Raw genomic sequence first — 14038 nt, 5'->3', positions numbered from 1 at the left:
AACGAGCCTCGGGCGTTCACACAGGCCAGCTTGCGTCGTCGGCGAGTTATCCACAGGGGTGAACGATTCTCCACAAGTTATCCACAGCGGCTGCCGGCAACGCGCGCCATGCTGTCGGGTGCCTGCGCTTGACAATCCACCCCGGCGGGCCAGACTGCCGGGGTGGCCAAGCAACTCCCTGACGTGGGGTCGGGCGGTGCGGCACCCCCGCCCCGGCGGGCCCGGATCGTGCTGGCCGAGATCAACCGGCAGGACACCCGCGCCGAGCGGACCCGCGCCGAGTTGGCCCAGCAAACCCAGGTCGGTGAGGCGCTGGTTCGCGGCCTGGTCCGGGCTCAACTCGCCCTGGCGCTGCGACTCTCGCTGGTGGTGGCCATCGGGCTGGGTGGACTGCCGTGGTTGTTCGCCATCGCGCCCACGCTCGGCCGGACCACGGTCGCCGGCGTCAACCTGCCGTGGCTGCTGCTCGGTGTGGCCTCCTTCCCGTTCCTGATCGGGGTGGGCTGGGCGTACGTGCGGCTGGCCGAACGCAACGAGCAGGACTTCACCGACCTGGTGCAGCGGCCGGAGCACTGAGGTGGGCAACGGTTTCGTGGTGCCGGCCATCGTGGCGGTCACCCTGGTCACCGTCGGGATCGGCTTCTACGGGCTGCGGTTGGCCCGGACCACGTCCGACTTCCTGGTCGCCTCGCGGGCGATCAGCCCGACCTGGAACGCCGCCGCGATCGGCGGGGAGTACCTGTCGGCGGCGAGCTTCCTCGGCATCGCCGGGCTGGTCCTCAAGTACGGCGTGGACGTGCTCTGGTACCCGGTCGGGTTCGCCGCCGGATACCTGGCCCTGCTGCTCTTCGTGGCGGCACCGCTGCGCCGGTCCGGCGCGTTCACCCTGCCCGACTTCTGCGAGCTACGGCTGGGGTCGCGTCGGCTACGGATCCTGGCCACCGCCTTCGTGATCTTCATCGGCTGGCTGTACCTGGTGCCGCAACTCCAGGGCGCCGGGCTGACCCTGGCCACGGTGGCCGGCTCGCCGTACCCTCTCGGTGCCCTGCTGGTGGCGGCCGTCGTCACCGCGAACGTGGCGCTGGGCGGCATGCGGGCGATCACCTTCGTGCAGGCGTTCCAGTACTGGCTGAAGCTGACCGCGCTCGCCGTACCCGTGATCTTCCTGGCTCTGCAGTGGCAGGCCGACGGCCGCCCGGCGGTGACTCCGCCCGACGGGCCGACGTTCCGCACCGCGACCACCGTCGTGGTCGAGCACCGCGCGACACTCACCCTGGCCGACGGCGACATCCGGGAGGTACGCCCCGGCGACGAGCTGACCTTCGCGGCGGGCGACAGGGTGCCGGAGGTGTCCGGGGTGGCCACCGAGGCGAGCGACTGGTTGCTGCCCAGCGCGGCGGGGGACGACGACCGAGGGCTCTTCGCCACGTACTCGCTGATCCTCGCCACCTTCCTGGGCACCATGGGCCTGCCGCACGTGCTGGTCCGCTTCTACACGAACCCGGACGGCGCGGCGGCACGCCGGACCACCCTGGTCGTGCTGGCCCTGGTCGGCGCCTTCTACCTGTTGCCCACCCTGTACGGCGTGCTCGGCCGGATCTACACGCCGCAACTGCTGGTCAGCGGGCAGACCGATGCGGTGGTGGTGTTGCTACCCGGCGCGACCCTCGGTGACGGGACGGTCGGCCGGCTGCTCGCCGCGCTCGTCGCGGCGGGCGCGTTCGCGGCGTTCCTCTCCACCTCGTCCGGGCTGCTGACCAGCGTCGCCGGGGTGATCTCGACGGACGTGCTCGGCCGAGGCTCGGTACGCGGCTTCCGACTGGCCACGGTGATCGCCGGAGCGGTGCCGACGGTGCTGGCGTTGCACGTCTCCGGGATGGACGTGTCACAGGTGGTCGGGTTGGCCTTCGCGGTCGCCGCGTCGAGCTTCTGCCCGCTGCTGGTGCTCGGCATCTGGTGGCGTGGCCTGACCGACCTGGGCGCCGCCGCCGGGGTGCTGGTCGGCGGCGGCGCGGCGATCGGGGCGGTGCTGGTCACCGTGCTCGGGCCGCCGTTGTCCGGCTGGCCGGCCACGCTCACCACGCAACCGGCCGCCTGGACGGTGCCGCTGGCCTTCACGGTGATGGTCGCGGTGTCGATGGCGACCCGCCGACGGGCACCCGCCGACGTCGCGGCCACCATGCTCCGCCTGCACACCCCCGAAGCCCTCCGGATGCAGTGAGCGCAGCCGCCGCGGCGCCCCTCAGCCATGACCACTCGCCGACGTCGCCGCCATGCGCCGTTACCCGTGGAGTCACCGTCGCCATGGCGACGGTGACTCCACGGGCGCCAACAGGTCAACAGGTGTCAGTGCCGGCGCAGAGCCGCTGCGCCACCGGGTCGGCGTACCGCCGCGCCTCCTTCGGCGTGGTGTCCATGTCCAGAGCGACCTGTGCCACCAGATCGCCCTGCCGGACGACGAGCCAGCGGCTCCGCACGCCCTCGATGTCCGAGCCCACCAGCAGAGACTCGTCACCGGCCCCCAGCCCATCGGTCAGGACCGACAGCGAGCTGTTCGGCGCCCCGGGGTTGCAGTTGGTGAAAAACGCGCGGATGGCGTCCATCTCCGCGGCGGCGTTGCCAGCCGAGTAGCGGACGACCCGCTGGATCATGCTGACGGTGGGCGACTCGAACAACACGGCTCGCTGGGCGAGACCGCCGCTGAACGTCCACGACGGCGCTTCGCGACAGTAGATCGACACCGACTCCAGGCTCCAGTCGCCGTCGATGTCGCCCGCTGTCATGGTGAAGCCAGCGGGCAGATCCGAGAGCCGCAGCATGGCTTCGGCCGGGATCGCCGGATCGGCGGAACCGGCCGACGGCCGGCCACTGGTACGTGCCGGGCTCGATGGCGGCACGGCGGGAGTGGTGCTGGTCAACGACGGCCGAGGTGGGGCCGGGGTGGCGGGCGGCGTGGGTGTCGGGGTGGGTGATCCGGTCGCCGGCAGCACCGGCGTCGGCGCCCCCTCCCGGTCGCTGGCCAGCGCCACCGCCCCGGTGGCCACCAGCGCCACCGCCACCACGCCGGCAAGCGCCGCCGCGATCCTCGTGTGCCGGGTCCGGCGCCGGCCGCGCTCCCGCACCTGGGCGGTCGGGGCCCAGGTCAGGTGCTCAGTGTCCTGAAACAGGTCGACGAAGGGCTGATCAGGCATTGCTGACCTCCTCGGGGAGGGTGGTGCCGAGCAGAGGTGCGAGGGCCTTGCGCCCTCGGGCGAGCCGGGCCTTGACCGTGCCGACGGGAACAGCCGTCCGCGTCGCGATGTCCGCGACCGAGAGATCAGCTATGTGGTACAGGACGATCGCCTCGCGTTGATCCCTCGGCAGCTGGCGTAACGCGGTGACCAACGCGACGGTGTTCTCCGATGGTGGTCCGACCGCGGTCGCCGGACCATTCCGCCGACGGGCGGTGATCCCGTTACGGATCTTCCGCCAACGATTCTGGAGGAGCCGGTTACCGACGACGTGCACCCACGCCTCCGGATCGTCGTACTCGCTGATGCGCCGCCAGCGTTGCCAGGCCCGCACGTACGCCTCCTGTGCGACGTCCTGCGCCTCGTGGATGTCGCCACCGAGCGCGTACAGCACGGTGACGACCCGGTGCCTGCTGGCTCGGTAGAACTCCTCGAAGCCGTCGTCTCTGTCCAACGTCCCTCCCCGTGTCGTTCCTGCCTCTGTCACCCGCGAGCACGGCGCCCGGTTGCATCAGGTGCCCGCACGGAGAGTGGAACGTCGGCGGCGGCCCGATTGAGGGCTGAGGTGAGCACCGAGGACTTATTACACTGCGTCCGTGACGTACCCCTCGGATCTGAGCAGGTCGATTTCCGAGCTGCTGTCGACACTCGGCCGTGGCGACGCAAGTAGCCGTTCCGAGTCGCAGCCGGTCGTGCAGGGCGTGGGCGAGGCGGCCGACGGAATGGTCCGGGTGGTCGCACTGCCCGGTGGACAGATCGAGTCGGTCCGGATCGACCCCCGCATGATGCGCGGGGCCTCCGAGAGTCTGGCCGAGGGAGTCCGCGAGGCAACCAACGCTGCCCTGGCCGACCTACGCTCGGCACTGGCCGAGGTCGCTGCCGCACCGGACACGACGGCGTTGCTGGAGCAACTGCGCGAGGTACAGCGCAGCGCGGTGCCGCAGTTGCAGGGCATCATCGACACTCTCGGCGATGTCCAGGAAAGCCTCTCCTCCGGCAGGCGGCCCTGAGATGGCCCGGGTTGTCGACCCGGACGGGCTGCGCGACGCCGGCACCAACCTGCAGGACATCTCCGACCGTTTCCTCACCGAGCTGCGCACGTTCCTGGCCGACCTTCAGGGGTTCGGCGCTCCCTGGGGCGGCGACGACATCGGCAGCCTGATCGGTGCCGCCTGCGAGGAGGTGACCGCGTACGCCGCCGAGTGCTTCGAGTCCGCGATCGAGGAACTCGGCGTGGTCGGCGTCGACCTCAACCGGATGGCGCACCTGATCGACGAGGACGAGCGGACTGTCGCGGAGCGCCTGGCCGGCCTCGGCCAGCAACTGGGGTGAGCTGACGTGGGACTGCAACTGCCGGGTGAGCTGGCCACCTTCCTCAGCATGATCGGTTACGACTGGCCGCAGGCGGACGAGACTGCCCTTGTCGAAATGGGGCAGCGCTGGCTCACCTTCAGCGGCACCCTCCAGACCCTGACCGCAGAGGCGGGGCAGGCGGCCCAGCCGGTCACGGCCGGCAACACCGGGGCCGACATCGATGCCTTCCAGCGATACTGGACCGAGCAGGACGGCCCAGCGCAGGTCCTACGGGACGGGGCGCTGGCGGCAACCCTCGCCGGCACCGGACTCATGATCGTCGGAGCCATCGTGCTGGCGTTGAAGATCCAGGTCATCGTGCAACTGGTGATCCTCGGCGTCCAGATCGCGCAGGCGGTGGCGACCGCTGCCGCCACGTTCGGCGCCACCCTCGCGGAGATTCCGATCTTCCAGATGATCACCCGTGAGATCGTCGGCCTGCTGATCGATGAGGTGATCGGCGCACTCCTCGATGGGTAGGGGCCGGGGAGGAAAGCTCGTCCGCGCCGCTCTCGAACACATCCGTAAGCAACGTAGACGTTCCCGCACAGGGGAAGGAACCGGCGGTATGACGCCGGAACGGCTCCGGCACACGCTGCTGGGCGAGCGTGACGGCCGGGCCTCCGGTTGGCACCACCGCCCAGGTGGCATCGATCCACCCGGTGCCAAGTTGCTGAAAGTGACACGCCGCGACACGAGAACCGGTGTCTACAACGGTCGAGTCGCGTTCCAGAACCGTCGTACCGGCGAATGGCGGGAGAAGCGAGGAGGTAGCACGTTCTTCCCGGACGATTGGACACCGGCACAGGTGGACAACGCCGTGAACCGCGGTTTCGACTCCCCCGATGTGGTCAAGGACCCGGAGACGGGGCGGTGGTCCAGCATCTTCCGCAACGTCGAACTGGAAGGGTTCTACGATCCGGACACTGACACACTCAGACACGGTTACCCCGTTCTGCGGCACCCTGGAGGTACTCCCTGAGCACCATCGACTTCTACTGGACCGAGCGAGGTCGGGCTGAGTACCGTACGACCGATCCACGGCTTCGGTGCATCGGAATGTGGCTTACCGGGGACATCCAAGTGGTGCACGAGCTCTGCCTCGACCTCTTGGCCGACCTGGAGGACATCTCGGCTGGGCGGAAGGAGAGCGAGAGCTGGGAGGGCAACGCGTGGGCTGCGGAACTCAGCGCCGGTGGCGTTGACCTGCAGAATCTCTGGCGGGATGTGCTCAAAGCCCACTATCCCCTTCCGGAAGTCCGCCGGGTCGTGGCTCAGTACTGGCGGTTGCTCGCCGAGGACCCGGACCGTACGCGTGCCGTGATGGAGTGGGAGCGCGAGAACGGCCGCCAGCACCCGTTCCAAGGACTCTGATGACGTGATCCACTCCAGATCGTCCGTCTGGAACTGATCAACCGCTGGTGCCGTCGTCCACGACGCCCTGGAGGGACTCCGTCTGGGCATGTAGATCACCTGGGCGATATACAGGCATCCCCTGTCACCAACCCCCATCGACAGAGGATCTAGTCGGTGATCTTGGGATGGCCCGTGCCGGCGTGTTTGATCCAGCAGGTACGGGTGTCGTGGTCGGGGAGGTACCAGATGCGACCGCCTGCGGTGACCTCGTACTGCCACTGCGGCAGCGTCTTCCCGTTGTGCCCGGCGGTAGCGAGAGCGCCCTTGAGGGGATGTTGTCTGGTGGTTGGCGGGGAGGGACAAGGGTTGGCTTCGATGGCGTCGAACGCAGCGCGCGTGTTGGCGGCGGCCTGCCGACACAGATCTTCCCAACCCTTGGCCGCATCGTTCGTGGCGAATCGCAGACTGTAGCCACCCAGGCGCGGCGGTGGCGCCGCACGGTCGCCTCGCTTGGCGTTCACTCGTCAGACGGGCGCGCCACCGGCCCGAAGTCATCGGAGCTCGGCTCGGCCAGAATCCGGTGGAGGTCAGGGTCCGCGTGAATTTCGGCAGTGTGCCGCCACTCGGTAAGCAACTGTGAGATCGCCGCAGTATTACCCATCGCGGCGGCCGCCTCCGCCGTCGCGACAAACTCGCCAGCCATCTGCTCGAGGTCCTTCGCTGGGAGAAAACGCACCCACGGCAGCACCGTAGGCAGGGACTCACGTACCAGGGTTGGATCCCGGCGGGCGACGCTGGCGAGTAACCGGGTGGTCAGATCCACCACCTCGCCCTCCGCTGCCGCTCGGTCAGCGGACATCAGCACCAGGTCGGCGGCGTCCCTGCGGCGCAACCGTACTGCGCGAGCGCGAGAGAGCCGATCCGCAGTCTCGGAGGGCTGGCGCAGTAGCTCCGAGAACGACACGGACTCCGAGGGCATCGACACGACATCAATACTACTTCAGAAGTGCCCGCTGACACCTACGACTTCAGGATGATCCCGGTCCGCCCGTCGCCGGACGGCGGAACTGGCGGTGGCCGGATAGCGTCGACCCATGACTGTTGAGCACCCCGCGCTCGCACTGCGTGGCCTGGCCAAGCGGTTCGACGGCACGATCGCGGTGGCCGGCGTCGACCTGGACGTCCCCGCCGGCTCCTTCTACGGCCTGCTCGGCCCGAACGGCGCCGGCAAGACCACCACCCTGTCGATGGCGGTCGGGCTGTTGCGGCCGGACGCCGGCTCGGCCCGGGTGCTCGGGCAGGACGTCTGGCAGGACCCGGTCGCCGCGAAGCAGCTTCTGGGCGTCATGCCCGACGGGGTACGCCTGTTCGACCGGCTGACCGGGGCGGAGCTGCTCGCGTACAACGGGTTGCTGCGGGGCATGGACCCCGCGGTGGTCGACCAGCGGGCCGCGGAGCTGTTGGACGTGCTGGCGCTCGGCGACGCCGGGCGGACCCTGGTGGTGGACTACTCGGCGGGCATGAAGAAGAAGATCGGCCTGGCCTGCGCGCTGCTGCACGGTCCTCGGGTGCTGGTGCTGGACGAGCCGTTCGAGGCGGTCGACCCGGTCTCCGCCGCATTGATCCGGGACATCCTCAGCAGGTACGCGGCCGGCGGCGGCACGGTGATCTTCTCCAGTCACGTGATGGAGGTCGTCGAGCGGCTCTGCTCCCACGTGGCGATCCTGGCCGGCGGCACCATCAAGCGGGTCGGCACGATCGACGAGGTCCGTGGTGACCGCTCGCTGGAGCAGGTGTTCGTCGAGGTGGTCGGCGGGCGCACTGCTACGGGCGAGGAGCTGTCGTGGCTGTCGCGGTGAGCACGGAAGCCGGGCCCGCCACGCCCGTACGCACTGTCTCCGCCCGGCACTTCGTGCGGCTCAAGCTGCGGGTGATGGGCAACAGCTTCCGGGGTCAGGGCTGGCGGATCGCACTGTTCATCGGCGGGGCGCTGCTCGGGCTCTGGTTCGCCGTCAGTGGCTTCTTCCTCTTCGCCCTGCCCGGCCTGACCGGCGACGGCCGGTACGCGGTGCTGGTCGGGGCGGCGGGCGGCGGCCTGCTGGTGCTCGGCTGGCTACTCCTGCCACTGGTCTTCTTCGGGGTGGACGAGACACTGGACCCGGCCCGGTTCGCGCTGCTGCCGTTGTCCCGCCGCACGTTGGTGACCGGCCTGTTCACGGCGGCTCTGATCAGCGTGCCGGTGTTCGCGGTGCTGATCGCGACGCTCGGGCTGGTGCTCACCTCCTGGTCGCTGGGCGGTTGGTCGGCGGGGCTGGTGGCCGTGGTCGGCGTTGTCGCGGGGCTGCTGCTCTGCGTGGCGGCCAGCCGGGCCGTGACCAGCGCCTTCGCCACCATGCTGCGGTCCCGGCGGGTCCGGGACCTGGCGGCGGTGCTGCTGGCGGTCGTCGCCGCACTTCTCGGCCCGTTGCAGATCTTCGGTCTCGCCGCGCTGCGGGAGACGGACTGGACCCGACTGACCGGCGCGGCGACCGTGATCGGCTGGACGCCGCTCGGCGCACCGTGGACGGCCGGCATCGACGTGGCCCAGGGACGGGTGTGGGCGGCACCGGTGAAACTGCTGATCACGGTGGTGGCGCTCGGCGCCCTGCTGCTTTGGTGGTCCCGGTCGCTCGAGTCGGCCATGGTGGGCGCGGCGAGCGCCGGTAAGGCCCCCGCGCGGCGCGGGGTGGCCGGTGGCGCCGTCGCCCAACTGTTCCCCCAGGTCACCGGCTGGGCCCGCCGGGACCGCTTCGGCGCGCTGGTCGCCCGGGAGGCACGGTACTGGTGGCGGGACGCGCGCCGCCGGGCCAACCTGATCACGATCGCGGTGGTCGGCATCTTCGTACCCGTGTTCATCAACGTCACGGGCGGGGACTTCGCGGCCACGGAGAGCGGAGGGCTGACGGCGGCTGCCAACGACAGCTCACCGGTGGTGGTCACCATCACCATGGTGCTCGTGGGTGTGCTCGCCGCCGCCACCCTGGCCAACCAGTTCGGCTTCGACGGCAGCGCGTACGCCGCGAACGTGGTGGCCGGGGTGCCCGGTCGGGTGGAACTGCGGGCGCGGATGTCTGCCTTCTCGCTGTACGTGCTGCCGATGCTGGCGTTCGTGTCGGTGGTGCTGTCGCTGCTGCTCAGTCGACCGGGTTGGATCGGGCTCACCTTCGGCAGCCTGGTCGCCACCTACGGCGCCGGGTTGGCGGTGAACAGTTTCGTCTCGGTGCTCGGGGCGTACTCGCTGCCGGAGACGAGCAACCCGTTCGCGATGAACAGCGGTGCGGGCCTCACGAAGGGGCTGCTCACCCTGCTGACCATGCTCGTGTCGGCGGTCGCGGGGGTGCCGATGGTGGTGGCCGCCGCTCTGCTCGGGGACGCCTGGCTCTGGCTGGCCCTGCCGGTCGGCGCGGCGTACGGGTTGGGTGCGGCGCTGCTGGGCGCGTACCTGGCCGGTGACGTGCTGGACCGCCGGATGCCCGAACTGCTGGCCACGGTCACGCCGCGCCGCTAACCGGCGCGGCGACCTGCCGCCTGGGCAGCGTCGACGACGAAGCCGCGCCACGCGGCCGGAGCGAAGGTGAGGACTGGGCCGGAGCGATCCTTGCTGTCCCGAACCAGAACGACACCCGGCAAGTTGTCCGCCACCTCGACGCAGTTGCCACCAGTGTCTGTCGAGCGGGTCGACGTGCGCCAGCGTGGTTCAGCGGTCATGGCGTCACCTTCAGCTTCCGAATCAGATCCATCGAGGCGCTTGTGGAGAGTGCTTCGCCGAGCAGGCTATCCCACTTGCGATCAATATGGTGGAGGATCTCCGGGTCGTCCATTACGTGTCCGCGTGCGGCGTTCTCCAGGTAGAGCACCCTGTCCCCGTCTGGCAGATCGGCGAACATGAAGCCACCCCCGAAGCCGGCATGCTCCCCGACGCTCAGTGGGATGACGTGCAATCGGGCGAACGGCAGGTCTGCCACTTCGAGCAGTCGGCCGAGCTGGGCATTGAGCACGGCGTGACCGCCCACCGGGCGGTGAAGGCCCATTTCATCAACCAGGAAAACGCAGACCGGCGGCGCATCCCGGGACATCAGCAGTTGGCGTTCCAGACGAACCGCGACAAGCTCGTCAACCATGGCCGGTGAATTCAGCCCACCCGCCGAGATAACAGCGCGGGCATAGTCCTCGGTCTGAAGGAGACCGGGCACAAGGCATGCCTCGAAGGCACGTAGACGCGTCGCCCGCTGTTCGTATCCGCGCCAGGGAACGAACCAGGATGGGCCATATTCCTGGTCCGCAGCCTTGAGGAGTTCGGCGAGGAGGCCGCCGGTTGCCAGGGTTTCGTCGGCGGCGACCGCGAATTCCATTGTCGGTCGGCGGCGGCCGGTTTCGATGGCCGCCACGGTGGATGGACTCCATCTGGTGGCCGTCGCCAACGCCTCCTGGGACACCTCGGCACCGGCCCGGGCGGCCTTCAACGCCTGTACCCACATTTCGACGTTCATCCTTACCTCTCCGGTAAGTACGCGACTGCGCTGTGTAGTAAGCCCTGGCATCCTCCCGTGTCCGCGCCTTTCCGTCCAGGGTGGAGGGCACGCGGCCCGGCCGGTGGAGGCGACGTCCCGGCGATCGGGTCCTGCGTCCGGGCCGCCCCGGTCATCCCCCGGCCGGGGCGGCCCTCGTCCAGCAGGAGGAGGTCAGCCATGTTCGGGTTCATCCGGGGCAGGAACGGGGCGCGGTGGTCGTACCGGAGGAGGAAGCCGGCAGGAACGGCGGCGGTGCCGGGCGCGGAGGGATCGCCGGGCGTGCCCCCTCGGCCGCCTGGGTGGGCGAACGAGCCGACGGTGGCCCTGCCGCGACCGGGCCGGGCCGGCTGGCTGACTCGGGCGCAGACCTGGCGGGCGAACGGTGGCCGGTGGTGACAGCCCCCGCCGACTGCTCGTCGCCAAGATCCGCGCAACATCAGGGTTGTTGCTGCCTCCCACGGGTCGGAGGCAGCAACAACCGGGAAGTTGCGCGGATCTTGGCGTGGGGCGTCGGGCGGCACCGGTGAGCCGAGTGGCACCGGTGAGCCGGTCACACCTGCCGATGCGGCCACTCTGGCGGTGCCGGGGCTGCGGTGCGCTCTGGCCCTGCCAGCCTGCGCGGTTGGCGTTGCTCGCCGAATACCGGGGTGACCGGGTAGGGCTGCTGGTCTACCTGGGCGCCCTCATGGCGGAGGCCGGTGACCAGCTCGCCCAGCTCAACGGGCGACCCACCGATCTGCACGAGCGCTTCCTGGGCTGGGCACGTGCCCGGGACGGCACAATGTTTCACGTGAATCATGAGCCGGGTGCCGAGATCCACTACACCGATCCGTTCGCGGTGCCGAGCGGGCAACGGTCACCGGTACGCCGACTGCGCGGCCGGCTCGCCGCACCGGTGACCCTCTGGACGGCCCCCGGCCCGGCCGGGCTGACGGTGTCGTCCACGCTGGTCGCCGAGGGGGAGCCGGACCGGCTGGTCGGGCTGATCGACCCGGAGTCCGACTTCTGGGCGGCAGCGGAGGATGCCGCCCGGTTCGCGGTCACGCCGCTCGGCCCACCGCACCGGCAACTCGCCGACCGGTTCGCCGGTCTGTTCCCCGCTCCCGGCGGGCTCTTCGCCGCCGACACCTGGATCGAGACCCCGTACGGGCCGGTCCCCTCGGATGCCGGCGGGTGGGCCGGGTGCCGCCTGGACACCGCCCGGGAGTACGGCTGGGGCCTGCTGGTGGAGGCCACCATCGAGGCGGTCGACCTGACCGGGGAGACCTCTCCGCTGCTGCACTATCGCGGTCGCTACCACGAGCTACCGGGCTGAACTGGCGGTCCACGGGGACCGACCGGTCACCGGAGTGACCTGGGTCACTCGGCGCAGCCAGCCAACCGCTCGGCGCAGTCGGCGACCGGCGTCGATCTCGGCCTTCCCCGTCGGGGAGCGCGCTCTCTACCGTGCGCGAAACTCCTCTGACGCCTGTGAAGGTGGTGATCCACAGATGTCCACGGACACACCCGCTCCGGCCGCTCCCCAGTCGGACAAGTACCTGACCGTACAACGGTCGGACGAGTTCGCCGGGCTGCGGCGTGCGCTGCGCGGCTTCGTCTTCCCGATGACCGTCGCGTTCTTCCTGTGGTATTCGCTCTACGTCATTCTCTCCGCGTATGCCCGGGACTTCATGGGCACGAAGCTGTTCGGCAGCAACATCAACGTCGCGCTGGTCTTCGGTCTGCTCCAGTTCGTCTCCACGTTCCTGATCGCCTGGCTCTACTCCCGGTACGCGGACCGGAAGATCGACCCGATCGCCGACCGGATCCGCGCCGAGATCGGGGAGGTGACCCATGAAGACGGTCCACGCGGTTGAGACGTTCCTCGCGGCCGAGGCGGGCAACCACACGGCACGCAACCTGACCATCACGCTCTTCCTGGTCTTCGTGGCGGTGACCCTCGGCATCACGATCTGGGCGAGCCGGCAGACCAAGACGGCCACCGACTTCTACGCGGGCGGCCGGTCCTTCTCGGGCTTCCAGAACGGCATGGCGATCGGCGGCGACTACATGTCGGCCGCCTCGTTCCTCGGCATCGCCGGCATCATCGCGCTCTACGGCTACGACGGCTTCCTCTACTCGATCGGCTTCCTGGTCGCCTGGCTGGTGGCCCTGCTGCTGGTCGCCGAACTGCTGCGCAACTCGGGCCGGTACACGATGGCGGACGTGCTGGCCTTCCGGATGCGTCAGCGCCCGGTGCGTACGGCGGCGGCGGTCTCCACCATCACGGTGTCGATCTTCTACCTGCTGGCGCAGATGGTGGGTGCCGGCGCGCTGGTCGCGCTGCTGCTCGGCATCCGGCCGGGGACGACCTTCCTCGGCATGGACGCGGACACCGCGAAGGTGGCCACCATCATCATGGTCGGCGCCCTGATGATCATCTACGTCACCGTGGGTGGCATGAAGGGCACCACCTACGTGCAGATCGTCAAGGCGTTCCTGCTCATGGGCGGCGCGCTGCTGATGACCATCCTGGTGCTGGCGAAGTTCAACTTCAACCTGTCCGCGCTGCTCGGCCAGGCGGCCGAGGCGTCCGGCAAGGGTGGGGCCTTCCTCGAACCCGGGTTGCGGTACGGCGTCGAGGTCGCCGGCAACTCGACACAGACCTTCTACAACAAGGTGGACCTGCTGTCCCTGGGCATCGCCCTGGTGCTCGGCACCGCCGGTCTGCCGCACATCCTGATCCGCTTCTACACGGTCCCGACCGCCAAGGCGGCCCGCAAGAGCGTGCTCTGGGCGATCGGCATCATCGGCACCTTCTACCTGCTCACCCTGGCCCTCGGCTTCGGTGCGGCGGCGCTGGTCGGCGGCCAGGCGATCACGGCGCAGGACAAGGCCGGCAACACCGCCGCGCCGCAGTTGGCCGAGGCGCTCGGCATCGACTTCTTCGGCGGTGAACTGGGCGGGGCGGCCCTGCTGGCGATCATCGCGGCGGTCGCCTTCGCCACCATCCTCGCGGTGGTCGCCGGGTTGACACTGGCCTCGTCGTCCAGCCTGGCGCACGACTTCTACGCGAACGTCCTGAAGCGGGGTGAGGCGTCGGAGCGGCAGGAGGTGCGGGTCGCCCGGATCTCCGCCCTGGCGATCGGCGCGGTGTCGATCGCACTGTCGATCTTCGCGCAGAACCTCAACGTGGCGTTCCTGGTGGCGCTCGCCTTCGCGGTCGCCGCCTCGGGCAACCTGCCGGCGATCCTCTACAGCCTCTTCTGGCGGCGGTTCAACACCTCCGGCGCGGTGTGGGCGATCTACGGCGGTCTGCTGTCGGCCGTGGTGCTGGTGTTCTTCTCCCCGGTGGTCTCCGGCGCGGCGACCTCGATGTTCCCGGACCACGACTGGCAGTGGTTCCCGCTGTCCAACCCGGGCATCCTCTCCATCCCGTTCGGCTTCCTGTGCGGGTGGATCGGCACCGTCATCTCGAAGGAGCACGACGAGGACAAGTACGCGGAGCTGGAGGTGCGCGCCCTCACCGGTGCGGGCGCCCACTGACGCTCGCGGGCGGGCTCCCGCCGA

General features: G+C 69.7%; 18 protein-coding genes. 12 read left to right on the top strand and 6 right to left on the bottom strand.

Annotation, left to right across the window (positions count from 1 at the left end; genetic code table 11):
* Positions 1–162 precede the first annotated feature (162 nt).
* Positions 163–576, top strand: coding sequence for a hypothetical protein (locus tag O7617_RS12595; RefSeq protein WP_282263672.1), 414 nt, complete (start codon positions 163–165; stop codon positions 574–576).
* A 1-nt stretch (position 577) separates the two neighbouring features.
* A complete protein-coding gene (locus O7617_RS12590) occupies positions 578–2221 on the top strand; it encodes a cation acetate symporter (protein WP_282263671.1) in 1644 nt (547 codons plus the stop codon).
* Between the two features lie 115 nt (positions 2222–2336).
* Here O7617_RS12590 and O7617_RS12585 read toward each other — a convergent pair whose 3' ends face one another.
* Together O7617_RS12585 and O7617_RS12580 are read right to left on the bottom strand one after the other, a co-directional pair.
* Positions 2337–3191: a hypothetical protein gene (locus O7617_RS12585; RefSeq protein ID WP_282263670.1), complete on the bottom strand. Its 855-nt coding sequence runs from the start codon at positions 3189–3191 to the stop codon at positions 2337–2339.
* Positions 3184–3684 (bottom strand): SigE family RNA polymerase sigma factor, encoded by a 501-nt coding sequence (locus O7617_RS12580; protein ID WP_282263668.1) that lies wholly within the window; start codon positions 3682–3684, stop codon positions 3184–3186. Before O7617_RS12580 ends, O7617_RS12585 begins: the two co-directional genes overlap by 8 nt.
* Before the next feature lie 142 nt (positions 3685–3826).
* On the opposite strand from O7617_RS12580, the gene O7617_RS12575 reads away from it, so the two are divergent.
* The 5 genes from O7617_RS12575 (at position 3827) to O7617_RS12555 (ending at position 5957) form a co-directional block, all read left to right on the top strand.
* Complete coding sequence (locus tag O7617_RS12575; protein ID WP_282263666.1) at positions 3827–4240, top strand: YbaB/EbfC family nucleoid-associated protein; 414 nt, start codon at positions 3827–3829, stop codon at positions 4238–4240.
* 1 nt (position 4241) lies between these two features.
* Positions 4242–4562: a hypothetical protein gene (locus O7617_RS12570; protein ID WP_282263665.1), complete on the top strand. Its 321-nt coding sequence runs from the start codon at positions 4242–4244 to the stop codon at positions 4560–4562.
* A gap of 6 nt (positions 4563–4568) precedes the next feature.
* The gene (locus tag O7617_RS12565) at positions 4569–5063 is read left to right on the top strand and encodes a hypothetical protein (RefSeq protein ID WP_282263663.1); all 495 of its coding nucleotides are present in this window, start codon (positions 4569–4571) and stop codon (positions 5061–5063) included.
* A gap of 88 nt (positions 5064–5151) precedes the next feature.
* Positions 5152–5565, top strand: coding sequence for an EndoU domain-containing protein (locus O7617_RS12560; protein WP_282263662.1), 414 nt, complete (start codon positions 5152–5154; stop codon positions 5563–5565).
* 104 nt (positions 5566–5669) lie between these two features.
* Entirely contained in the window at positions 5670–5957 is a 288-nt protein-coding gene (locus tag O7617_RS12555; RefSeq protein ID WP_282263660.1) for a hypothetical protein, read from the top strand.
* Between the two features lie 149 nt (positions 5958–6106).
* Here the strand turns inward: O7617_RS12555 and O7617_RS12550 are convergent, their stop codons facing one another.
* Both O7617_RS12550 and O7617_RS12545 read right to left on the bottom strand, forming a co-directional pair.
* A complete protein-coding gene (locus O7617_RS12550; RefSeq protein WP_088987123.1) occupies positions 6107–6460 on the bottom strand; it encodes a hypothetical protein in 354 nt (117 codons plus the stop codon).
* Positions 6457–6918, bottom strand: a complete 462-nt coding sequence (locus tag O7617_RS12545; protein WP_282264718.1) for a hypothetical protein — start codon at positions 6916–6918, stop codon at positions 6457–6459. Before O7617_RS12545 ends, O7617_RS12550 begins: the two co-directional genes overlap by 4 nt.
* A 115-nt stretch (positions 6919–7033) precedes the next feature.
* Here O7617_RS12545 and O7617_RS12540 point away from each other — a divergent pair, with 115 nt between their 5' ends.
* Positions 7034–7798, top strand: a complete 765-nt coding sequence (locus tag O7617_RS12540) for an ABC transporter ATP-binding protein (protein ID WP_282263657.1) — start codon at positions 7034–7036, stop codon at positions 7796–7798.
* Positions 7783–9486, top strand: a complete 1704-nt coding sequence (locus O7617_RS12535) for an ABC transporter permease (protein WP_282263655.1) — start codon at positions 7783–7785, stop codon at positions 9484–9486. Before O7617_RS12540 ends, O7617_RS12535 begins: the two co-directional genes overlap by 16 nt.
* On the opposite strand, the gene O7617_RS12530 is transcribed toward O7617_RS12535, so the two are convergent.
* Together O7617_RS12530 and O7617_RS12525 are read right to left on the bottom strand one after the other, a co-directional pair.
* Complete coding sequence (locus O7617_RS12530; protein WP_282263654.1) at positions 9483–9686, bottom strand: DUF397 domain-containing protein; 204 nt, start codon at positions 9684–9686, stop codon at positions 9483–9485. The two genes, O7617_RS12535 and O7617_RS12530, sit on opposite strands and share 4 nt — an antisense overlap.
* Positions 9683–10468: a helix-turn-helix transcriptional regulator gene (locus O7617_RS12525; protein WP_282263653.1), complete on the bottom strand. Its 786-nt coding sequence runs from the start codon at positions 10466–10468 to the stop codon at positions 9683–9685. The genes O7617_RS12530 and O7617_RS12525 overlap by 4 nt, the downstream gene beginning before the upstream one ends.
* A 583-nt stretch (positions 10469–11051) precedes the next feature.
* Here O7617_RS12525 and O7617_RS12520 point away from each other — a divergent pair.
* From O7617_RS12520 to O7617_RS12510, 3 genes are all read left to right on the top strand, one after another.
* Complete coding sequence (locus O7617_RS12520) at positions 11052–11804, top strand: flavin reductase family protein (RefSeq protein WP_282264717.1); 753 nt, start codon at positions 11052–11054, stop codon at positions 11802–11804.
* A gap of 175 nt (positions 11805–11979) precedes the next feature.
* The gene (locus O7617_RS12515; protein ID WP_282263649.1) at positions 11980–12345 is read left to right on the top strand and encodes a DUF485 domain-containing protein; all 366 of its coding nucleotides are present in this window, start codon (positions 11980–11982) and stop codon (positions 12343–12345) included.
* Positions 12323–14014 carry a cation acetate symporter gene (locus O7617_RS12510; RefSeq protein WP_282263648.1) on the top strand — a complete coding sequence of 564 codons (1692 nt, stop codon included), beginning with the start codon at positions 12323–12325 and terminating at the stop codon, positions 14012–14014. The genes O7617_RS12515 and O7617_RS12510 overlap by 23 nt, the downstream gene beginning before the upstream one ends.
* Positions 14015–14038: the final 24 nt, after the last annotated feature.

Origin of the sequence: Micromonospora sp. WMMD1155 (genome assembly GCF_029581275.1) — a bacterium.
Taxonomy (GTDB): domain Bacteria; phylum Actinomycetota; class Actinomycetes; order Mycobacteriales; family Micromonosporaceae; genus Micromonospora.
The sequence above is the reverse complement of the archived record's forward strand: the minus strand, read 5'-3'. Positions and strand labels throughout refer to the sequence as shown.